Annotated in this window: 22 protein-coding genes and 1 pseudogene; 10 read left to right on the top strand and 13 right to left on the bottom strand. The window is 70.5% G+C overall.

Translation table 11 applies throughout. The features are described 5' to 3' along the window. Window positions 1–14: 14 nt before the first annotated feature. From AB0J76_RS12935 to AB0J76_RS12925, 3 genes are read right to left on the bottom strand one after another with little or no spacing between them, the layout of a single operon-like run. A complete protein-coding gene (locus tag AB0J76_RS12935) occupies window positions 15–866 on the bottom strand; it encodes a carbohydrate ABC transporter permease (protein ID WP_352324666.1) in 852 nt (283 codons plus the stop codon). Next, on the bottom strand, window positions 863–1831 hold the full coding sequence (locus AB0J76_RS12930; protein WP_352324667.1) for a sugar ABC transporter permease: 969 nt from the start codon (window positions 1829–1831) through the stop codon (window positions 863–865). Before AB0J76_RS12930 ends, AB0J76_RS12935 begins: the two co-directional genes overlap by 4 nt. Continuing rightward, window positions 1828–3117, bottom strand: coding sequence for an ABC transporter substrate-binding protein (locus AB0J76_RS12925; protein ID WP_352324668.1), 1290 nt, complete (start codon window positions 3115–3117; stop codon window positions 1828–1830). The genes AB0J76_RS12930 and AB0J76_RS12925 overlap by 4 nt, the downstream gene beginning before the upstream one ends. Window positions 3118–3212: 95 nt before the next feature. Between AB0J76_RS12925 and AB0J76_RS12920 the strand changes: the two genes are divergently transcribed. The 4 genes from AB0J76_RS12920 to AB0J76_RS12905 all read left to right on the top strand — a co-directional run bounded on the left by AB0J76_RS12920 (window position 3213) and on the right by AB0J76_RS12905 (window position 6541). Next, entirely contained in the window at window positions 3213–4400 is a 1188-nt protein-coding gene (locus tag AB0J76_RS12920; protein WP_352324669.1) for an ROK family protein, read from the top strand. A gap of 27 nt (window positions 4401–4427) precedes the next feature. After that, entirely contained in the window at window positions 4428–5675 is a 1248-nt protein-coding gene (locus AB0J76_RS12915; RefSeq protein ID WP_352324670.1) for an alpha-L-fucosidase, read from the top strand. A gap of 100 nt (window positions 5676–5775) precedes the next feature. Next, the gene (locus tag AB0J76_RS12910; RefSeq protein WP_352324671.1) at window positions 5776–6318 is read left to right on the top strand and encodes a hypothetical protein; all 543 of its coding nucleotides are present in this window, start codon (window positions 5776–5778) and stop codon (window positions 6316–6318) included. Between the two features lie 94 nt (window positions 6319–6412). Next, window positions 6413–6541: a hypothetical protein gene (locus AB0J76_RS12905; RefSeq protein WP_352324687.1), complete on the top strand. Its 129-nt coding sequence runs from the start codon at window positions 6413–6415 to the stop codon at window positions 6539–6541. A gap of 595 nt (window positions 6542–7136) precedes the next feature. Here AB0J76_RS12905 and AB0J76_RS12900 read toward each other — a convergent pair. Continuing rightward, window positions 7137–7235, bottom strand: a pseudogene (locus tag AB0J76_RS12900) (LysR family transcriptional regulator); the annotation flags it as partial. A 176-nt stretch (window positions 7236–7411) separates the two neighbouring features. Here AB0J76_RS12900 and AB0J76_RS12895 point away from each other — a divergent pair. Beyond that, entirely contained in the window at window positions 7412–7630 is a 219-nt protein-coding gene (locus AB0J76_RS12895; RefSeq protein ID WP_352324672.1) for an EF-hand domain-containing protein, read from the top strand. 31 nt (window positions 7631–7661) lie between these two features. On the opposite strand, the gene AB0J76_RS12890 is transcribed toward AB0J76_RS12895, so the two are convergent. After that, entirely contained in the window at window positions 7662–8504 is an 843-nt protein-coding gene (locus AB0J76_RS12890) for an NAD(P)H-binding protein (protein WP_352324673.1), read from the bottom strand. A gap of 86 nt (window positions 8505–8590) precedes the next feature. Between AB0J76_RS12890 and AB0J76_RS12885 the strand changes: the two genes are divergently transcribed. Then, a complete protein-coding gene (locus AB0J76_RS12885; protein ID WP_352324674.1) occupies window positions 8591–9376 on the top strand; it encodes an AraC family transcriptional regulator in 786 nt (261 codons plus the stop codon). Between the two features lie 42 nt (window positions 9377–9418). Here the strand turns inward: AB0J76_RS12885 and AB0J76_RS12880 are convergent, their stop codons facing one another. Further along, window positions 9419–9943, bottom strand: coding sequence for a hypothetical protein (locus tag AB0J76_RS12880; protein WP_352324675.1), 525 nt, complete (start codon window positions 9941–9943; stop codon window positions 9419–9421). Window positions 9944–10120: 177 nt separating this feature from the next. Here AB0J76_RS12880 and AB0J76_RS12875 point away from each other — a divergent pair, with 177 nt between their 5' ends. Continuing rightward, window positions 10121–11194 carry a hypothetical protein gene (locus AB0J76_RS12875; RefSeq protein WP_352324676.1) on the top strand — a complete coding sequence of 358 codons (1074 nt, stop codon included), beginning with the start codon at window positions 10121–10123 and terminating at the stop codon, window positions 11192–11194. A 217-nt stretch (window positions 11195–11411) separates the two neighbouring features. Further along, window positions 11412–12086 carry an alpha/beta hydrolase gene (locus AB0J76_RS12870; protein WP_352324677.1) on the top strand — a complete coding sequence of 225 codons (675 nt, stop codon included), beginning with the start codon at window positions 11412–11414 and terminating at the stop codon, window positions 12084–12086. Window positions 12087–12257: 171 nt separating this feature from the next. Here the strand turns inward: AB0J76_RS12870 and AB0J76_RS12865 are convergent, their stop codons facing one another. The 3 genes from AB0J76_RS12865 to AB0J76_RS12855 all read right to left on the bottom strand — a co-directional run bounded on the left by AB0J76_RS12865 (window position 12258) and on the right by AB0J76_RS12855 (window position 14878). Continuing rightward, on the bottom strand, window positions 12258–12809 hold the full coding sequence (locus tag AB0J76_RS12865) for a hypothetical protein (protein WP_364389792.1): 552 nt from the start codon (window positions 12807–12809) through the stop codon (window positions 12258–12260). A 191-nt stretch (window positions 12810–13000) separates the two neighbouring features. After that, a complete protein-coding gene (locus AB0J76_RS12860) occupies window positions 13001–13852 on the bottom strand; it encodes a hypothetical protein (RefSeq protein ID WP_352324678.1) in 852 nt (283 codons plus the stop codon). A gap of 168 nt (window positions 13853–14020) precedes the next feature. Next, window positions 14021–14878 carry a CPBP family intramembrane glutamic endopeptidase gene (locus AB0J76_RS12855; protein ID WP_352324679.1) on the bottom strand — a complete coding sequence of 286 codons (858 nt, stop codon included), beginning with the start codon at window positions 14876–14878 and terminating at the stop codon, window positions 14021–14023. A gap of 395 nt (window positions 14879–15273) precedes the next feature. Between AB0J76_RS12855 and AB0J76_RS12850 the strand changes: the two genes are divergently transcribed. Continuing rightward, window positions 15274–15516: a hypothetical protein gene (locus AB0J76_RS12850; protein ID WP_352324680.1), complete on the top strand. Its 243-nt coding sequence runs from the start codon at window positions 15274–15276 to the stop codon at window positions 15514–15516. Between the two features lie 30 nt (window positions 15517–15546). Here the strand turns inward: AB0J76_RS12850 and AB0J76_RS12845 are convergent, their stop codons facing one another. The 4 genes from AB0J76_RS12845 to AB0J76_RS12830 all read right to left on the bottom strand — a co-directional run bounded on the left by AB0J76_RS12845 (window position 15547) and on the right by AB0J76_RS12830 (window position 20304). Further along, on the bottom strand, window positions 15547–16482 hold the full coding sequence (locus tag AB0J76_RS12845; protein WP_352324681.1) for an aminoglycoside phosphotransferase family protein: 936 nt from the start codon (window positions 16480–16482) through the stop codon (window positions 15547–15549). Between the two features lie 133 nt (window positions 16483–16615). Beyond that, window positions 16616–17095 (bottom strand): hypothetical protein, encoded by a 480-nt coding sequence (locus AB0J76_RS12840; RefSeq protein ID WP_364389467.1) that lies wholly within the window; start codon window positions 17093–17095, stop codon window positions 16616–16618. Between the two features lie 101 nt (window positions 17096–17196). After that, entirely contained in the window at window positions 17197–19476 is a 2280-nt protein-coding gene (locus AB0J76_RS12835) for a hypothetical protein (RefSeq protein ID WP_364389465.1), read from the bottom strand. 198 nt (window positions 19477–19674) lie between these two features. Then, a complete protein-coding gene (locus AB0J76_RS12830) occupies window positions 19675–20304 on the bottom strand; it encodes a TetR/AcrR family transcriptional regulator (RefSeq protein ID WP_352327455.1) in 630 nt (209 codons plus the stop codon). Between the two features lie 100 nt (window positions 20305–20404). Between AB0J76_RS12830 and AB0J76_RS12825 the strand changes: the two genes are divergently transcribed. Beyond that, window positions 20405–21373, top strand: coding sequence for an oxidoreductase (locus AB0J76_RS12825; RefSeq protein ID WP_352327456.1), 969 nt, complete (start codon window positions 20405–20407; stop codon window positions 21371–21373). Window position 21374: the final 1 nt, after the last annotated feature.

Raw genomic sequence — 21374 nt, 5'->3', positions numbered from 1 at the left:
AGTTCCGTTTCTTGTCATTTGCCGATGCCCTGCGTCATGCCGTTGACGATGCGGCGGCCGAACCAGAGATAGGTCGCGATCATCGGGAGCACCACGATGACGACGCCGGCGAAGAGCCCGCCCCAGTTCGAGGTGTACTGCATGTTGGAGTAGAAGTTGAGCAGGGCGACGTTGAGGGTCTGCGCGCTCTGGTCGGGGACGAGCATCAGCACGATCACCGTCTCGTTCCACAGGCTCAGCGCGTTCAGCACGGCCACGGTCGTGATGCCGGGCTTGGCCAGCGGCACCATGATCTGCAGGAAGGTGCGGAACGGCGACGCGCCGTCGAGCGCGGCCGCCTCCTCCACGTCGCCGGGCAGCGAGCGGAAGTAGCCGATGAGCACGAAGATGCTGAACGGCAGGCTGAGCACGACGTAGAAGAGCGTGACGGTGATCCGCGTGTCCCAGGCGCCGGTGACCCAGTCGATCATGAACCGGGACAGCCCCGCCCCGATGAGGACCATGGGGACGGCGAACGCCTGGAACGGGATGCTCATGCCCACCGCGAAGAAGGTCGCGACCGGACCGCTGGAGCGCCCGCCCAGCCGTGCCACCGCGTAGGCGGCGGGGATGGACAGCGCCATGATGAGCACCACGGACACGAGCGTGAGGACCACCGAGTTGACCGCGGCGGCGCCGAGCCCGGAGTCCGACCAGGCGGTGGCGAAGTTCTCCCACATCCAGGCGGCGGGCAGGCCGGCCGGGTTGTCGAAGATCTCCCGCGAGCTCTTCACCGAGTTCAGCAGGACCCAGACCACCATGCCGACGTTGAACAGCGCCCAGCCCCAGATCAGGGCTCTGATCAGGGCGAGCCCGGCGCGGATCACGCCAGCTCCAGTCGTTCGCGCCGCTGGATCCTGCGCGACAGGACGATCAGGACGGCGGTGATCACCGTCATCACGATCCCGATCGCCGCGGCCTCGCCGAGCTGGGCCAGTCCGCCCTCACGGCCGCCGGTGACCCGGAGGTACTGCTCGACGGCGAGGGTCCTGGCCTCGGGGGGCGGGGTGCCCGCCGTGCCGACGAAGGCGATGACGATCTCGAAGGTCTTGATGCCGGCGATCGCCCAGAGCGAGGCGGCGATGGCCAGCATGTCCCTGGTCAGCGGGAGCGTGACGTGGCGGAACTGCTGGAGCTCGCTCGCGCCCTCGATCCTGGCCACCTCGTAGTAGCTCGGCGGGATGCCGTCGACCGCGGACATCACCAGCACGACGTAGAAGCCGGCCGCGCTCCAGACCACTCCGGCCATGATCACGTTGAGGATCAGCTCGGGGGCCAGCCAGGGCTGGCGCAACTCGGACAGGCCGAGGGCCCCCAGCACGGTGTTGATCAGCCCGTCCGGGTTGAACAGGAACGAGACGGCCAGGCCCACGGCGATGGGCGAGATCATGAAGGGCAGGAAGACGGCCGCCCGGATGAACGCGCCGCCGCGCGCCGCACGCAATACGATCATGGAGGCGCCGGCGATGAGGAACAGCGCCAGGCCCACGAGCAGCGTCAGGGCCAGCGTCTGGACGAACGAGGCACGGAACAGCTCGCTCCCGGCCATCGACACGTAGTTGGCGAACCCGACCCAGGACAGCTCGGTCCCCAGCCCCGACCACTCGGCGAAGCTGAGCACGACGCCGAACAACGACGGCAGCACGAAGAAGACCAGGTAGGCGATCAGTGCGGGAAGCAGCATCGGCAGGTACAACCGGCGGCGCTCGTCCTGGAGCGCGCCGCGGGACACCTTGGCCCGCCTGTCCGCGGACGGCGCCCGCGGGGCGGTGTCGGACACGGTCACGGTCATCCGTTCATGGCGGCGGTCTTCGCCTTGCCCTCGGCCAGGAACTCCTCGGCGCTGAGCTTGCCGGCGACGAACTTGTCGTCGAGCGGGAGGAAGACGTCGGCCAGCCACTTGGGCTGCACGGTCGAGACGCCGTCGCCGTCGAGCGTGACCTGCTCGGCGTCGCGGATGGACGCCTGCAGCTGCTGGAGCTCCACCGGGGCGGGCGAGTCGGCGCGCGAGGGGATGTTGGCCGCCTCGGTGCCGATGCGGTCGATGTACTTCTTCTGCATGGCGAAGGCCAGGAAGTCGGCGACCGCCTTCTGGTTCTTCGACCTGGCGTTCACGCCCCAGCCGAGCGCGCCGACCGTGGCGACCGAGCCCTTGGCGGGGTCGACCGGCGGGAAGGCGATGATGCGGGGCTTGACCGCGGCGGCGCGCAGCGAGGCGGTCTCGCTGCCGAGCCAGGAGCCGTTCAGGATGAAGCTGTGCTTGCCGGCCGCCCAGGCGTTCTGCGCGGCCGGGAACTTGGTGGCCATGTGGTCGGGTTCGAAGAGGTCGGCCTTCACCAGCGACTCCAGCGCCTTGGCCGCCCGCTTCACCTCGGGCAGGTCCCAGGCGGCCGGGTCGGCGGCGAGCTTCAGCAGGATGCCGGGGCCGGCCGTGGACAGCAGCATCTGGTGGATCCAGAAGGAGTTGTAGGCGTTGACCGAGCCGTCGAGCGCGATCGGCGCGCGGCCGGACGCCTTCTCCTTCTTGGCGATCTCCAGCAACTCGTCGAACGACTTGGGGGCGAAGTCGGGATACTTGGCGGAGTCGTACCACAGGCCGATGGAGAAGACGCTGTGCGGGACGAAGCCGTACCCCTTGTCGTCGCTGACGGCCTTGAGCACGCTCTTCGGCAGGACTTCCTCGACGGTTCTGCCCTCGCCCGGGATCGTGGTCCGGAAGATCGGGCCCATGTCGCCGAGCACGCCGGCGGCGCGGAACTCGGCGGTGTGGTCGATGGCGGTGTCGAAGAAGTCGGGACCGGCGCCGGTGGCGACCGCGTTCTTGACCTGCTGCTCCTGGCCCTGGGCGAGCCACTGAACGTCGATCTTGACGCCGGTCTGCTGGGTGTAGTCGGCGATGACGCTCTCGAACAGGTTCGCCTGCGGGGTGCCCTTGGCCCACTTGCCCCAATAGAGGAGGCTCGCGGGCTGGGCGCCGGCGGACGCCGACGGACCGGCGTCCTGGAGCTTCTGGCCGCACGCGCCGAGGGCGAGCACGGCGGAGGCGCAGGTGGCGACGGCTATGGCGCGATTGCGCATGGATGGTCCCTTCTTGCTGGGAGGCACGGTTGGCAATAATAAATACACTTTGTGTTTTAATGGAAGACGTCCCAGGAAACGAAAGGGCCACGTGAGTGCTGATCGGACGTGAAGCGAGCCTGCTGCGCCAGCCCGTCGGCCAGTCGCGCCTGCGCCGCCTCAATTCGCTGGCGGTGATCGAGGCGATCCGCGCAGAGCCGCTCACCATCCCGGCGATCGCCCAGGTCGCCGGGCTGTCGAAGACCGCGGCCGACACGGTGGTGGGCGACCTGGTGGCCCTCGGCTGGGTGACGAGCGTCGAGCCCCTCTCCCCCACCGGAGCCGGGCGCCCGGCCAACCGCTACCGGTTCAACGCGGCCGCGGCCGTCGTCGCCGGCATCGACATCGGCCAGCACACCACCCGGGCCGAGCTCGCCGACCTGAACGGCGAGGTGCTGGCCACCCGCTCGATCACCGTCTCCGCCGCGGACCCGCCCGAGACCGTCCTGGCCGACGCCGTCGAGGTGGTCGACCAGCTCCTCGGCTCGCAGGGCCGCGGGCGCGCCGACGTGTGGGCGATGGGGGTGTCCGTGCCCGCCGTGGTCTACCAGGACGTCGTCACGCGCGGCCTCGACGACTGGGAGGGGCTCAACGTCCGCGCCGCCTTCGCGGAGTCCTTCGAGTGCCCGATCGCCGTCGAGAACGACTCGAACCTCGCCGCGTTCGCCGAGGCGTGGAAGGGCAGCGCCGCCGAGGCCGGTTCGATGGTCTACGTGCACTCCGGCAACCGCACCGGGGCGGGGGTCGTCCTGAACAACACCGTCGTGCGGGGCGCGAACGGCGCCGCCGGCGAGATCGGCGCACTGCCGCAGATGGGCTGGGAGCATGCCCAGCAGCACCTGCACGACGTCGAGCTCACCGACGGCCGGCGGGTCAGCAGGGAGGGCGTGTTCGACGCCGCCACCGCGGGCGACCCGCTGGCCGTGGCCGCCGTCGACCGGTTCGCCGACGTCATCGCGATCGGCATCGCCGCGCTGGTGCTCACCGTCGATCCCGAGATCGTGGTCGTCGGCGGCGGCAACGTCCAGGCGGGCGACACCTTTCTCGACCCGCTGCGCCGTCACGTCGAGAGGCTGTGCACCGTACGGCCCGCGCCCCCGATCGTCCCCTCGGCGTTGAAGGACCGCGCGTCGATCACCGGCGCGGGCGGCCTGGCCGCCACCTCGGTCATGGAACAGCTCTACGCCTCGGCCCTGGGCGGCAAGACGCTCTCCAGCGCCTCGACGCCGCCCTGGAAATGGTAAGAACCGGAGAAGGATCCCCCTGTGCCCATGCAGCCCTGGTTTCCCGACGCCAAGCTCGGCATCTTCGTCCACTACGGCCTCTACGCCGTCGAGGGAGTGGCCGAGTCCTGGTCGTTCTACTACGGCGACGTCTCCCGTGAGGCCTACCTGGCCCAGCTCGACGGATTCACCGCCGACGGTTACGACCCCGCGGCGTGGGCGGAGCTGTTCGCCCAGGCCGGAGCCCGGTACGCCGTGCTCACCACCCGGCACCACGACGGCTTCGCGCTGTGGGACAGCGCGTACGGGGAGCTGAACGTCACCGCCTCCCCGGCGGGACGCGACCTGGTCGGCCCCTTCGCGGACGCGCTGCGCGAGCGCGGGCTGAAGGTCGGGCTGTACTACTCGCACTCCGACTGGAACCACCCCGACTACCCCAGCGTCCGCGGCCCGCAGGCCCACCCGAGCCCCTACGTGACTCCCCCGGAGGGGCAGGAGGACCCGGCCGCGTGGGCCCGCTACCTGGCCTACCGCGACGGCCAGGTCGACGAGCTGGTCGAGCGCTACCGGCCCGACCTGCTGTGGTTCGACGGCGAATGGGAACGTTCGGAGGAGCAGTGGGGCATCGACGCCCTCGCCGACCGCATCCTCGCCGTACAGCCGCGGACCGTGCTCAACGCGCGCATGCTCTCGCGCGGCGACTACGCGACACCGGAGCAGGGCGTCCCCATCACGCCGCCCGACGGCCCATGGGAGTTGTGCCTCACCGTCAACGACAACTGGGGTTTCCGCCCGCACGACACCAACCACAAGCCCGTGGGCCACCTGGTCCGCTACTTCACCGAGACCATCGGCGCGGGCGGCAACCTCCTGCTCGACGTCGGCCCCACCGCCGACGGCCGCATCCTCCCCGAACAGGCCGACCGCCTGAAGGGCCTCGGCGCCTGGATCGACCGGCACGCCGAGGCGGTGTACGGCACGACCGCCGGGCTGCCGGCGGGCCACCACTACGGCCCGAGCACGCTGTCCGCCGACCGCAGGACCCTGTACCTGGTCTGCTTCGACCCGCCCCGCGACACGGTGACGGTGCGCGGGCTGCGCAACACCGTCCTGCGGGCCAGGGTGGTGGGCGCCGACTGCGAGCTCGGGCACTCGATCACCGGAGAGCTCAACGGCGTGCCCGGCGTCCTGTGGATCGACGCGCCGCCCGCGCACGCGATCGACCCGCACGCCACGGTGCTCGCCCTGGAACTCGACGGCGAGCTGGACCTCTACCGCGGCAGCGGCCGCGACTAACCGTCACGGACCGAGGGGCGCCCGGCAGGAGCGGGCCGTTCGAGCGGACTCCAAGTGCGTTGCAGCCGAGCCACAAGCGGGCGTCCCTAGCCTCTGGATCATGTTGACGACCCTGGTGGTGACCGCCTCCCTGCTGTTCACCGGCGCACCCGCGCAGAGCGCGGCGACCAAGCCGCTGACCTTCCGCGGCATGACGCTCCAGATCCCCGCGGCCTGGAAGGTCGGGAAGGAGGACAGGTGGGGCATCCACGTCAGGACCGGCGGCTGTGACCGGCTCGCCGTCGAGTGCCGCGGGTTCTACCTCGTCGGGCCGTTGGGCATCTCCCTGGCCCGGCACGGCAACCCGTACGACCCCGACGAGCCGTACCACCCGGGCAACGGGCTCGCGAGCTGCGCACCGGACAAGCGCTACATAGAGGACTTCCCCGGCAAGCTCGTCGTCCGCGGTGTCCGCCCGGTCGGCGCGGGCCACAAGGCGACCTACCGCGTCTGGCGCGTCGGCTGCTCGACGCAGTCGGCCAAGCGGACCGGCGTGTCCTATCAGGAGCGGATCTGGCACCTGCCCAAGTCGAAGATCCTCGTCTTCGACCAGTGGAGCGACAGCCGGCTCGGCCCGGTTCTCCAGCGGGCGACCTGGCGCTGAGCCCGCCGGTCGTGGTGCTCGCGCCCGCCCCGGCCGGCGGATTCCGGTCACCCGGTCACCCGGTCAGGCGGGCCTTGAGCCGGGCGGCCGACGGGTGTCCGAGCTCTTCGAGGAGGGCCAGCGCCTGCCGCCGGACGTCGGCGGCGGCGTCCCCGAGGCCCGTCCCGTCCAGGGAGTCCCCGAGGCGGACGAGGGTGTCCGCCTGGACAGCCGACCAGGTTGAGTTCGCGGGCCTGCCTGGTCAGGTGGCCCGTCGCCCGGTACATGGTGAGGGCCTGCGTGGCGTGGCCGAGGGCGTCGCGGTGCCGGCCCGGCATGCCGTACATGGCGGACAGGTTGCCGTGGGCGCACGTCTGCCCTAGCCGGCCGCCGGCGCGCCGCGCGGCGGCCAGCGCGGCGGTCCGGACGGCCAGCTGCTCGTGCCGCATGCCATGGCGGTCGAGGAAGTCGGAACTCCCGATGCGTCGCCGCCGCGGACCGGAGCACCGCCGCGGGGGCGCGGACGAGCGGCGTCTCGCTCGCCGTACGCCAGGCGAAGGCCCACTGGCACGGAGGGGCGTCGCGGATCGGCACGAAGGCGAGGCTGGGCCAGGGGTAGAAGGTCGCGGCCTCGGTGGTGACTCCGGCGGTGGCCTGGCCCGAGGCGACGGCGCCGAGGGTCTCCGCCAGGTGGTGACCTTGTGCCCGCGGCGGACGGGGCGTCCGGAAGGGGTGTGGCAGGGGTTGAAGATCTCCTCCATGCACGGGGGGATCGACCGGCCCTCGACCACGGTGCAGTCGCCGAGGTCCTCCAGGCAGATGGAGTCACGTCCCGCGTAGGGATGGTCGGCGGAGACCATCAACACCACGTCGGAGGCGTACGAGGTCGGCACGACGGTCAGATCGGGCTCGCGGATCGGCAGCCACAGGTGCGCCACGTCCACCTCCCCCGACTTCAGCAGGTCCAGAGGGGAGGCGGGCTGGATCACGCGGTGCTCGTCCTCGCTTGCCGGACTGCGTGCACCCGCACGGCTTTTCGGCCCGTCGTCCCTCGCCGGGGTTCGCGCTTGTGCTTCGATGTTGCTCTGTCAGCACATCGAAGGAGAGGTCACCGATGCCAGACCTTGACGACCCGGCCGCCACGTTCGAGGAGTTCGACCGCGACCGGGACGGATACATCACCCGCGAGGAGTTCGCGCTCGCCATGAACGCCCGCGGCGAGGAGGTCACCGCGGCCGAACTCGACTCGATCTTTCACTCCTCCGACGAGCACGACGGGGACGTGGACGGGCGCATCTCACTGGCGGAGTTCCTGGTGGCCTGGAACAAGTGACGGCACACCCGCCCTGACCCGGCGGCCGGCGTCACCGGAGATGATCGGCCGTCCAGGCGCGGAACGTACGAGGGGGACGTCCCAGCACCCGCTCGACGTCAGGGGTGAGCCGGGCGTTGCCGTCCCGCGCCACCAGCCGGGAGCCGTCGACCGCGACGTCGGCGAACTCGGCATCCATCCCGGCGGCGATCAGCTGCGTGCGGTAGACATCCAGCGGCACGTCCACCGTCTCGACGGGCCGCCCGAGCGTCTCCCCCAGCACCTCGGCCATGTCCGGGACGCTGAGCAGTTCGGGCCCGGTCAGCGTGAGGACGGATCGCCCGTGCTCGTCGGACGTCAGCGCCCGCACCGCCACCTCCGCGACGTCCCGCGGATCGACGACCCCCTGCCTGCCCCGGCCCGTCGTGTTCGGCACCGGACGCCCCTGCCGGATCTGCGGAACCCACCTCAAGGCGTTGGAGGCGAAGCTGGACGGCCGCAGCACCGTCCAGTCCAGCTCGCCCGCGCGCAACGCCTGCTCCCCGGCCTGATGCCAGCCGCCGACCTTGGCGCCGCCGTGCTCCTCGCCCGTGCCGATCGCCGAGAGCTTCACCACTTTCCGCACCCCCGCGGCCCGCGCCGCCACGATCATCGCCTCGTCGTGCCGGGCGAGCCACGGGCCGGGGGCGCTGAGCAGGAACACGGCGTCGGCGCCGCGCGCCGCTGCGGCCAACGACCCGGGGTCGTCGAAATCCCCCTGGACGACCTCCACCTCCGGCGGCACCGCGACCTTCGACGGCTCCCGCGTCATCGCCCGGACCCGCTCACCCCGGCCGGCCAGCAGCCGGACCACCTCACCGCCGACCGTGCCCGTGGCACCTGTGACAACAATCATGCGGCTCACTCTGCCGCCCCGCCCACCAGCCCTTATAGGAACTTTCGGCACACGTGCGCACCCCGTGGCGCGGCTACCGTGTGGTCATGAGCATCGAGGTCCCGCTGACCGTGCCGGACGGTCTGCGTCCGCTGGTCGAGGCGGTGAGCGTGCTGAGGGCGGAGGATCCCGTGGCGGGCGGGCGGCCGCCGCTGGTGCACCTCCCCGACCCCGGCACGTCCCTGATCTTCCGTACGACCTGCGCCGGGCAGGGCGACCTGCTCGTGATCGGCCCGCGCACGCGCGCCTCGTACCACGTCGGCAAGGACCTCCCGTTCTGCCTGCGGTTGCGGCTGCGTCCCGGCGCGACCAGGCCGTTGCTCGGCGTCCCGGTGAGCGAGGTCGTGGACCGGGTGGTCCGCCTCGGTGACCTGTGGGGCGCCTCCTGCGATCCGCTGGTCGCCGCCCTGAGGCACGCGGGCGGCGACCACGGCCTGGCACTCCGGCATCTGGAGGCGGCGCTGCCGGCCAGGATCTCGGCGGACGGGGCAAGGCGCGACCTGGTCCAGGCCGCCGTCCGGGCGCTGCGCGGTCGTACGGGCGCACGACGCGAACCGCTGCCCGCGCTCGCCCGCCACCTCGCCGTCAGCGAACGTCACCTGCGCGGCCTGTTCGCCGACGCCGTCGGCCTGTCGCCCAAACGCTACGAACGCATCGAACGCGTCCGCAAAGCCCTCGCCCTCGGTCGCGCCGACGGCCCCCGCTGGGCCGACCTGGCCACCGTCACCGGCTACTACGACCAGTCCCACATGACGGCCGAGTTCCGTACGCTGATGGGCGTCACACCGGCCGCCTACTTCGAAGGCCGCCTGCCCGCCCTCCAGCCCTGCTGACACACAGTCGCGCCGCGACGTGTCCGCGGAAGCCGGCCCGGTTCACAGTGAGCCGATGCTCAGGGTGAGCGAGCCGACGACGCCGGCCAGCCCTTGCTCGGTGAGACAGGCCAGAGGCTTCGTGCTGAACATGGTGAACGTGCCGGTCCACGGCGTTCCCTTGAACTCGCCGTCGACCACCACGCCCTTGATCAGAACGAGGCTCTCGGCGCCGTTGACGGAGACGGTGGACGTGGAGGACAGCGTGCTGGTGTTGCCGTTGTTCCACGTGATCCTCCGGCTCCCGGCCCTCGTGCCGGAGGTGCAGGAGAACGTCCCGGTGGCGGAGAAGGTCGACGTGGCCTGGGAGATGGTGGGATCACTGCTGGAGACGCACTCGATCAAGGGGGCGTTCCCGCTGACCGTGACCTCCCGGGGCTGATCGGTGAGGCCGGGGGTGTACGTCACCGTCTGAGAACCGGCGCACTTGGTGACCCCGATCGCGGCACGTGCGCCGGTCGCGGCCGGGACGAGCACGGCGACCAGCAGCGCGAGACCGCCGATCGCCATCCCCTTGAGAATCGACATTCCTCCTCCTGCCTAGGACGCGACGGCCACAGTCGGCGGCCCTCACTGTTGCGACCCGAAGAGCCAGCTACTTACCGTTACCATACACAAACATTAAGTCACCCCTCCGGCCCAGGACGGCTCGCCGGTCCTGCCACATGCATGAGGTACGGCGGCTTTCGAGAGGCAGGTCAGACAGTGGTCACACGCAGAACATTCCTCGGCACCGCCACCGCGGCCGGCGCCACGACGCTGCTCGGCGGCAACCTCCTGCCCGTCGCCCGTGCCGGCGCCTCACCGCCGGACGCGGCCGGACAACGGACGGCGCGCGACGCGATCCGTGCGGTCAACGCCGACACTCGGCGGAACTACGCCGCGCTGAAAGCCGACCTCGTCAACCACCTGAGCCCGGTCATCGTCGTCCAGAACGACCGGCGGGGTGGTTTGTACAGCCTCGTCTCGAACGGGCGGACCCTGGAGTCGCTGCACCCGGTCGACGAGATCTTCGAGCTGGCGAAGTCGATCGCCCACCTCCCGCTGGGCATCTTCACCGTCATCGCCCCTCACCTGCCCAAGCAGGTCCCGGCGTTCCAGAGCGCCAGGATCGATCCGCACGACCTGGACATGGTCGCGTCCAAGGGCCCGGGGGACGGCTGGGTCCAGCCGCTCCGGGACGTCTCCGCCACGATCAACACGGCCCGGCGGCGACTCGAATCGGCGGAACTTCCCCTCGGCCTTCAGCAGTCGTGCGCCAACATTCTCGACAGGTCACGCGCATTCATCGCGGACGCGACACGAAGCCGCTCCTTCGACATGAACTCCTTCGAGGACTACTCGGGCAGCGTTTACCCGAACATCCGCACCAACATGTACTGGGCGTCCAAAGTGCAGATCGAAGGCGTCACGGACATCATGACCCGCTGGCGCGGTCAACTCGGCGCTGACGCCTGGAAAGGCCTGTACGTCGTCGTCTTCACGATCTGGACCACCTCCTCCCGAAACCAGAACTCCATCATCATCAGGAAGTTCATGGACCCGGCCCAGGCCGACAGCCACCTGATCGACATATCCACGGCCGAGCTCCCCTCCGAGCCGATCCCCGTCGCCCTGGACAACGTGGCCCGGATCGTGCAGGACAAGATCGCCGCGGACATGATCTTCTGCACCGACACAAGACTCGCCGACGCTCTCAAGGGCCCGGACGAGCTTCTGTCCGACGAGATCCTGCGACTGCTCGGCCACGCGCCCGGCGCGAAGGATCAGGCCTGCTGACGCCCTGGGCGACAGACCGGGGCTGACCGGGCGGAGTCGCCGACTGCGCGCTCGCTGATCGGTCTCGACCTCGGCTCGCGCACGTCGGAAGATACGGCCGTGGCCATCTGCGCCGAGTTGATCCGACTCCGCCGGTGGCGGCTCCGGCCGCATGGTGACCACGACCGAAGGACGCATCACCCTATGTCCCCATCGATCACATAGGAGGAGTCCCTTCATGACCACCGTGATGCTGGTCCACGGCGCCTGGCACCGGCCGAGCACCTGGACCAGGCTCCAGCCCGAGCTGCACGCCCTCGGCTACGCCACGCGCACGCCCGCGCTTCCGAGCGCCGGCGAACGTCCCACCGCGGGCATGCACGACGACGCCGCCGTGCTGGCCGGGGAACTGGCCGCGGTCGAAGGCCCGGTCGTGCTGCTCGCCCACTCCTACGGGGGCATCCCGGCGACCGAGGCCGCCACCCGGGCGGACAACGTCGAGGGGCTGATCTACCTGGCCGCGTACCTGCCGGACCGGGGACAGTCGTTGCACACCCTCCACGGCCTGCCGGACCCCGACGACACGAGCGGCCTGTTCCCCCTCATCGACCAGCCACGCACCGCGCTCTACGGCGACCTGCCGGACGCCGAGGCCGAGCAGGAGATGAGCCGCCTGGTCAACCAGACCAGACGGTCCTTCACGGAGAAGGCCGACACGGCCGGCCGGCACGACATCCCCTCCACGTACATCATCACCGAGCGGGACCAGGCCGTCCCGCCCGCCCTGCAGGAGCGGATGGCAGCCCGAGCCACCGAGATCCGCAGACTGACCAGCGGCCACTGCCCGTTCCTGTCCCAGCCGCACCGTCTGGCCGCTCTCGTCGACGACATCGTGCGCTCCGCGGCCCGCTGACCCGGCGCGGCAGTGCAGCGGGCAGAGGACTTCCGGCTCAGGCGGATGTGGCGGCCGGGTCGGACAGGTGCGGCAGTGGGAACCGGCCCGCAGTTCCGGACGGTGCCGCTGTTCGACGGTGCTCCCCTCCTGACGGTCCCTGCGGATCGCCCCATCGCCGGACCGGGCGGATCACGCCGCGTGCCCGGTGGGCAGCAGGACGGTCAGCAGCCAGCCGCCGTCCTCGGCCGGGCCGGCGGTGAGGGTGCCGCCGAGCGCGTGGGCGCGTTCGCGGATGCCCCGCAGCCCTTGCCCGGAGGAGGGCAGGCCGAGCGGGGCGGCGGGTGGGGGGCCGTTGCGCACCTTGACGGCCAGCCCGCCGGGCGCCGCGGTGAGGCTCACCCGCACCCAGGTGCCCGCCCCCGCGTGTTTGAGGACGTTGGTGAGCCCCTCCTGGACGATCCTGGCAGCCGAGACGCGAGCCAGCAGAGGCGCCCGTGCCACTTCGGGGTCGATGTCGAGCTCGACGAGCAGCCCCGCCGCGCTCATGCGTTCCGCCGACTGGCGCATCACGGTGGCCGGGTCGGCCGGCAGGTCGGGCTGCTTGCCGGGGTCACGCAGCAGATCGAGCAGGCCGCGGAGGTCTTCGAGCACCTGGTGGCCGGTGTCACGGATGTCGGTGAGCGCCTGGCTGGAGGGCCCGCCGGGGTCGGCGTAGCGGGCGGCGCCGGCCCGCAGGACCATGGCGCCAACGTGGTGGGCGACGATGTCGTGCATCTCGCGGGCGATGCTCTCGCGCTCGGCCAGCTGGTCGGCGCGCACCTGAGTCAGCGCGCGCTGTTGCGACTCCCGACGGCGCAGCCGTTCCGCCTGGCTCGCGGCCTGCCGGGCCCGCAGGTAGCGGCCGCTCGCCACGGGCGCCATGACGAGCGTCATCAGCGCCAGGACGCGCGTCGGCTGCCACCCGGCGTCGCCCATCGCGGCGGTGAAGGCGGCCACGGCGAGAACGGCGACGAGGTAGACGACGAACGTCCAGAGCCAGGAGGCCACGCGCATGGCGAACACGCCCGCGGCAGCGAGGACGAGCATGACGCAGGTGCCCGTCGCCTCCTCGAAGTACTGGTCGGCCAGCAGCATGAGGATGACCTGGAGGACGAACACCAGCCCCGGCAGCCGCCGCGCGACGCCCAGGGACAGGCCCGCGAGCACCACCACCGATGCGTGCCCCAGACCGGCCCGCCGGTGGCGTCCCAGTCCGTCCAGGTGTTCAGGACGGCCAGGGTGAGGCCGCCGCCGGCCAGCAGCACGTCCGGAGTGACGTCGCGCTCGGGAAGGCGTCCGGCCGGGCCGCGCAGGTAGACGCCGATCAGGACGGGCACCACGACGGCTCCGCCGCAGTACCACCAGGCGTTGGCCGTGAAGGGGTGGCCCGGATCGGCCAGGTTGACCGCGGTGGTCACGCCCACGACCAGGGCCGAGCAGGACACGGTGAGCGGCCGCGCCCGGTGGGCGACGACCCCGAGGGCCGCCATGAGCAGGATCTGCACGGTGTTGACGGTGAACGCGCCGAGCTGGTCGGTGAGGACGAGCAGCGCCGCCAGGTAGCCGGCCACCGCCACCGGCCACCGCCGCAGGAACCCCATGGGCGCCCCGGCCAGCACGGAGAAGGCGCCGCAGATCACCACGGGCGCCGACGCGGTCCCCCAGGTGTGCCACGTGGTCAGGACGTCGAAGCCGATGGCGGCCGTCACCAGCAGGACATCCAGCGCCTTGCCACGCCATCGCATGCGTCAACGGTATCCAGACAGCCCTGGAGATGGATCCTCCCGGAGGAGGAGCCCCCCGTGGCTCACCTGCCTGGCAGCACGGGCGACGCCGAGGCGGCCAAGCTGGTGGACGTCCTGCTGCGGCGGTCGCCGGAGTTCCGGTCGCGGAGGCCGGCGCCTCGGCACGGTCTAACCTTCGGCAGGCCCGCGGACGAACTGCGTCCGGCTCGGGCGCATCAGCCACACGGCGGCGGCCAGCGTGAGGACCCAGCCGATCACTTCGATGAGCAGGTGATCCGTGGCGTTAGGGACGGATTGCAGCAGGTACACCCGGACGCTGTTGATCGCTCCGTGCGTCAGAACCGCGGGCCAGACGCTCCCCGACCGCCGGCGAAGTGCGAGCAACAGCGGCGCCCATGGCAGCATGCCCGCGAAGTAGATGACGATGTCCCAGAGGGGTCGATCACCGATGACGGCCAGGACCGGCAGGTGCCAGACGATCCAGACCAGACCGCTGACGAGGGCCAGCGTCCAGAATCCCCATGACGCGGCGCGCGTCGCCAGCCAGCCGCGCCAGCCGAACTCCTCGCCGATGGCGAGGACCGACTGCATGAGGAAGACCGGAACGATCCAGATGGTCGCCGCGAGGATCTGGTCGAGCGGGTTGAGCCGCCAGATCCCCGAGGCCAGCGCGACGGCGGTCTGGATCGCGGCGATCGCGGCGATGAGGCCGATGCCGATGCCGGCCCACTGGGGTGTGCCGCGCCACCTGGTGGCGAACGTCTCCCGGAACGTTCCGGGGCGGCGGGCAAGCCACATGATGATCGCTGCGAGCAGCGGGGACTGCTGCATGATCGGAGTGATCAGGTTGTAGAGGTCCGTCGGGACGAGCCGGAAGACCATCGGGACGGACATCGCGAAACACAGCAGGACGGCGATCGCGAAGAACCACGTGACATCGACAACAGATGATCCGGCAGAACGAGAACGCGTGGCGGACGCGGTCATGATGACCTCGATTCCTGCGGGCGCGAGGATCCAGCGCAATGAGTGATCTTGGTGGAGCGCGAGGCCGAGGTCGTCCGGTCGACGAGCATGACGACGCTGAGAGGTATGAGACGGAGGAAACGCACAAGCTCGAAGCTTGGCCGGGCGGAATCGCTCCGGCCTCACCCGAAGGGGTGAACCTGGCACCGCCCGTCAGGATGGAATCCGTGGCGAGCGACTCGCCATCTGCACGCCGTCAGGCACGTTCAGGTCCCGCAGGATGGCCCGGACTTGGGACCGCTGTAGGTGACGTGCATGAGGTTTCCTCGAGGCAGGGTGCTCGTTCGCCGGCGACGGCACGATCTGTAGGCTCTTGATCGGCGAGGCGCCGATATCCGACGCCGCTGCGCTTCTCATCGCGATTTCGTCTTGCTCGTGAATAAGGGAGTGTCGTCGTGACGATCAGCAAGGCTGTTCACGTGGCAGCCGGGTTGTTCCTGACCGGAGTCGGCTCGCTGATACTGCTGGCCTTCACCAGCCTTGCCATCGGCGTGCCCTTCGGGTTTTCGCTTGTTTGTGTGGCGCTATTGAGCACGGGTCTGGTGGGCCTGCTCCGAAGTCGGTACAAGGAGTTTTTCGCAGGCTGGTTGCTTTGGGCTGCGACATTGACCACATACACGGGAGTAGTGCTCTTTTAGGCGTCTCCGGGGGACGGAGGGCGCCGTCCCTCAGGACAGATCGGTCCAAGGAGTGGGTGGGGCTGAGGTGAAGAAGCGGAGCAGGCCGAGGAGTCGGCTGGCCGGAGGTGCGGTCCAGTGGCGTTCGCCCGGGCGCGGGACGGGTTCCGCCAGGCGTCCCAGCGCCCAGGTGAGGTGGAACCACAACACGCGAGCTTCCCAGGCCGGCGTGCCCGTGGCGCTTTCCTGGCCGGTTTCCTGCCGATAGCCGTCGAGCATGGCCGGGATGCCGGTGAGGGGCATCTTGGCGAAGTCGGCAGCGGGGTCGGCCCATTCGGCGTCGCCCCAATCCACGATCCCGTTGAGCTGAGCCGTGTGCGGGGAGATGAGCAGGTTCTGGGGCGCGATGTCGCCGTGGATCAGGACCGAAGGCGGGCTCGTGGGGAGATGTGGTGAGAGCCGGTCGAACCAGCCGGTGAGCCAGCGGGCGGTCTCGGCGTCGATCCAGCCGTCCTTGAGGAGGCGGCCGGTGAGCGCCCAGGGGTCCGCGTTGCCGTCGTCCGCGGGGACGCCGGCCAGGGCGGGTGCGGTGTCCGGAGTGAGCCGATGGAGTTTGCCCAGCTCCCGCCCGACTTGCCGGTAGAGACGTTCGGCGTCCGCGTCGGGCAGTTCAAGGCATGCGAGATCCGTTCCCGGCGTCCGGGTGAGCACCATGTAGGGGACGTCCACCACCGAGCAGGTGTCGTCGAACGCGACGATCTCCGGGGTGCGTACGCCGGCGCGCAGGGCGTACGGGATGACCGCGGCCTCCTTGGCCAGGTCCGGAAGGAACTGCTCGGTCCGTGGGATGCGCAGGACCAGGTCGTCGCCGAGCAGGAGGACATGGTTGGCCCCGCCTTGCGGGAGGGGCCGTACGCGCTCGGCGGTCGTCCCGAGCAGGCCGGCGATGGCGGCCAGGGTCGCGTCACTCGTCTCGTATCCCGGCATGATCCATCATGCTGGCACGGACGGTCAGGAACTGCGCAACTCTCCCGCCGCCGCAGAACCGGCCGGCGCCCAGGGGGCAGATGGTCGAAGGGAGCGCGATCGATGCGGCGTGCCGATGTTCGACCGCCGGCTCTCACGAGACTCTTGCCACCAGCACCGCCCACCTGGCATCGGCCGGAGCGTTGATCGTCAGCGTGTATGGTTCGGGTCTCGAGACAGGGTAATCACCGATTGTATACGTGGTGTAACCCGCAGCGCACTGCCGCAACGCCTGAAAACCCTCACTCATCACGATCGTCAGCTTCCCCTGGGAACCGGCACAATCCAGAGCGATCTTGTATGAGGTTCCCACCTTGAGCTTGCCGACCCACTCGGTATCACCGCTGTCGGCGACATGATGCAACAGGACCTTGCCTTTCACCTTCGTCCGCAGATCGACCAACTGCCGCGCCGGCGGAGGACTTGCCGACGGCGAAGGGGCGGGAACCTGTGCAGGCCGGCTCGGCTCCGCCGGTGACCGTTCCGAGCAGCCGGCGGCCATGACGAGCATGACCACGATGAAGCCGACCGGGAAGCGGCCGAGCCGGCGAATGCGAAGATCAGCAAGCATCACGCCGAGCACTCTAACGACCCGACACTCCCGAAACCTCAGTAAACGATCACGGGCAGGCAGCGCCATCGGCGACTAATCGGATGAAACCCCCGAAAAGAGGATCAGGTCATCTTCCGGTTCCGATGGACGATCTCCCGGTCGCCCTTGCCGGGATACGCCATGATCAGCAGCCGCTGCCCGCCCTCCGCCTCGCCCTTCCAAGGGAACCAGGCGTAGTGCACGCGGATGCGGTAGTGCCCCTTGCGCCCGTTGAGGGCGAGGTTGGGCAGCTCGGTGCCGCCGACGTTGTCATAGAGCACGATCTTTCCGCCCGGGCTGTAGTAGCCGACCTCGACCACCTTGTCCCAGCCCTTGGTCTCGACGGGCGGCCGGCGGGTGTAGGTCTCCAGGGTGACGCAGAGGTCGAAGTCGGGGTGGGTCATGACGGCCAGGATGCCGCGCGCGGAGGAGACCAGCCCGTTGCCGGGGTCGATGTCCGGCCCGGTCTCCTCCTCTCCCTCCCCCTCGTACGTCTGCAGCACCCCGTAGTCGGTCCACTGCGGCTCCTTGATCCGGATCGCCCGGGCCGGCCTGGTGCGCGGGCGGTGGCGCGGCGTGGCGTCGCACATGGCTTGGGAGTCGGCCTCCATCGCCGCGATCTCCTTGTCCTGCTCGGCCTTCGCGGCCTGGCCGATCGTGGTGGCGCTGGGACAGATGCCGTCCAGAGGATAGGTGAGGGACGCGCGGTCGATCTTCAGCCGGGCCAGCTCCCGCGGGTCGTTGCGGGTGTGGACGCCGCACAGGTGGCGTCCGTAGGCGAGCACGACCTGGTCGGGCGTCGTGTCGGGAAACACGTGCAGGCTTCCTGCGCGGTGGCCGCCGCGCAGGGAGCACACGAACTTCTGCTCGGCCGTCAGCTCGCGCGGCTCCGCCTCCCCCGTGTCGATCTGCCACGGCTCCGGCATGACGCAGTCCGTGACGGGGCCGCGGGCCATGTCCGCCGCGGGCAGCAGGCACAGGGCCACGACCGAGGCGAGCCCGGCCAGGAGGACGTGGTGGCGGACGCGGTGAGCGGGCGGGGCGGCGTACAGGAAGAGCAGGATGAGGCCGGAGACGGTGAGCGCGAGGGCGTACCAGAGCGGGGAGATGCCGGGAGACAGGAGCTGGGCGCCGTCGTAGGGGACGGCGGCGCCCCGCGCGACGTAGAGGCTTTCCGGGTAGAGCCACAGCTCCCCGAAGAAGGTGGAGTGCTCCGATGTGAACGCGCTCACGGCGCCGACCCCGCCCAGCAGGAACAGGCTCAACGTCGTGGCGCGCAGTAACGTAGGTGTCCGCCGCCGCACGGCCACGAGGATCAGCACCGCCGGCGCGCCGACGCCGACGAGGAGGTCCAGCGCGAACCAGTACGCGGTGGCCTCCGAGCCGGTGTACTCGCGTACCGCGTCGCCCAGCACGTTCTTCGGTCCGAGCCAGAACGGCACCCCCCGCGCGAGGTTGACGGCCGCGGGCACCAGCGGGAGCACGACCGCCACGGCCGGCAGCGGCCACCGGCGGGCGCGCGCCTGCACGGGCTCCGTCCGGGGCGGGGAAGGCTGGGGCGTGCCCAGGTCGTGTGCGCACCGCGCCCACCAGACCAGCGAGAAGACCGAGGCCGCGCCCAGGAGCGAGGGCGTCAGCAGCTTCCACGGCACCTCGTCCACGCCGCCGAACGCCACGATCGAGAGCGACCCGGACGAGAGGAGCGAGAAGAAGACCGCGATCACGCCGACCCGTACCGTCGCGCCGCTCCATCGCGGGTCCCGCGCCTGCGCCACCAGCAGCGACGCCAGCCACACCGACCACAGAACGTCGAGCGCCCACGTCCAGTTCTGCCCGGTGAAGAGGTAGTCGCCCGTCTGGTACGTGATGGTGTTGAAGACGTCGTGCGCCACGCTGAGCAGGCCGGTCACGAGCATGAGCACCCGTGGCCATCGGCGGGTGCTCCCCCGCAGCACGCGGAAGAACAGCCATATCGCCACGAGCTCGATCACGTCGGCGACCAGCGACGTCCACCACAGGTAGGGGATCGGCAGCCGCCAGGTCAGGAGGTACACGACCATGGCGTAGGAAGCGACCCGCAGCAGGCGCGCCTCCCTGCCGTGCCGCGCCGGTTCCCCGCGCAGCCGCCCGCGCGCCACCTCCCGGTACGCCCACGCCTGCACCGCCGCGATGGGCACCAGCAGGGCGGGCAGCCACGGCCACGGCCGGATCTCGTCCGCCATGTAGCCGTCCGGGTCCGCGACGACTCTCCACAGAGGGACGAGGTCGCCGGTGACCAGTCCGACGACGGCGAGGACGATCACGACGGCCAGGTAGAGGGCCGCGACACCGGCGGCGAGCCGGCCGAAACGATGGCGGCGCATGAGGCACTCCGGGACTGGGGGTGAGGAGTAAAGCGCCCAACCCTACTGATCTCCGGCCAAGTGGATCAAGAGCCGATGCGCGCACGTACCGGTGCGACCGTCCTGCCGGCGGGCGGAGGAGATCTTCGGCAAGCTCACCTCACCGCGCAGAGCTGACGCCGGGGGGCGACGGCAGCGGCCGAAACCGGGCCGGCTTCCTCACTCGCCGCCCGGCTCATCGTCGCGCCCTGGCCGTAGGGCGCCCGCGCGCACGGCGGCGAGCGTGACGCGAACCGCCTGGTCGGCGATCGCGTCGTCGACGGGTTCGGCGGTGATGAGCAGGCGCAGGTAGATCGGCGCGGCGAGGGTCTTCAGCACTTCGGCGGGATCGGTGTCGCCGGGCAGCTGGCCGCGCTCGACGGCACGCCTCAGCACCGGCTCAGCCCTGGCGAGCCGGTCGTCGAACACCAGCCGGCGGGCTGCGGCGATCTCCGGAAGGTGAGCCGCCCCCGTGAACATGGCGGCCAGGATGGCCTGCCCGGCCGGGCTGGTGAACGCCTGGACGATCGAGCGCGCCAGCGCCCGCAGGTCGGTCTCGATCGCGCCGGTGTCGGGCACCGGGATGTCCGTCGCCATGTGTTCGGCCAGGGCGTCGATGAGCAGGCTCTCGCGGTCCTTCCACCGGCGGTACACCGTTGTCTTGTGGACCCCGGCGCGTTGGGCGACGTTCTCGACGGTCAGCGCGGCATAGCCCTTGTCGACGAGCTCGGCGAGCGTGGCGGCGTGGACGGCGGCGCGTACCTTGACGCCGCGGCCGACCGGCCGGGCAGGCGATGGACCAGACCGCATTGCAACTCCAAGTTGCGATATTCGAGGGCGAATGACAGGATCAATCTATCGCAACTCAAAGTTGCGATGCGCTGGTCCCCTTCCTCTGAGGTGGCACATCATGCACAGCCCTCCCGCCTGGACCTTCCACGCCATCCCCGACCAGACCGGCCGGGTCGTGGTGGTGACCGGAGCCAACAGCGGCATCGGCTACATCACCGCCCGCGAACTGGCCCGCCGCGGCGCGCACGTCGTCCTGGCCTGCCGCGACCCCGGACGGGGCCGACGCGCGCTGACCCGCATGCAGGGCGAGGTGCCCCGCGCCCGCCTGGAACTGCGCCAGGTGGACCTGGGCAGCCTGGCCTCCGTCCGCGAGTTCGCCGCCGGGTGGGACCGCGGCCGGCTCGACCTGCTGGTGAACAACGCGGGGGTGGCGATGGTGCCGTACGCCCGGACCGCCGACGGGTTCGAGTCGCAGTTCGGCATCAACCACCTGGGCACCTTCGCCCTGACCGGCGTGCTGCTGCCGCATCTGCTCGCCGCGCCCGACCCGCGGGTGGTCACCGTCAGCAGCGAAGGTCAGCGCTTCGCCCGCTTCGACCTGCGCAACCTCAACGCCGAGCGCAGATATCGCACGGCGTTCGCCTACGTGCAGTCCAAGCGGGCCAATCTCTACTTCGCCATGGAGTTGCAGCGCCGGGCCGACGCTGCCGGGCTGCGGCTGCGCAGCATGGCCGTCGCCCCCGGGCTCACCCGCACCAACGTGCTCACCGGCGGCGCCAACAGCGGCAGAGGACGACTGTACGCGACCGTCACGCGCCTGCTGGTGCGCGCAGCCTTCCGCCCGACGCCAGAAGGGGCGAAGACCTCGCTGTACGCGGCGACGGTACCGGACCTGTCCGGCGGCAGCTACATCGTTCCAGACGGGCCGCTGCAACTGCGCGGCGAGCCCGTACGCCGCACCCGCGAACGCGCCATCCGCGACACCGACACGGCCGCTCACCTGTGGCAACTGTCCGAACGCCTGACCGGAGTCACCTACGCCCTACCAGCGTGCACGGCGACCAGCCGTACTGACCACAGAGGTTAGG

Source organism: Nonomuraea sp. NPDC049624 (assembly GCF_040675255.1).
GTDB lineage: Bacteria > Actinomycetota > Actinomycetes > Streptosporangiales > Streptosporangiaceae > Nonomuraea.
The sequence above is the reverse complement of the archived record's forward strand: the minus strand, read 5'-3'. Positions and strand labels throughout refer to the sequence as shown.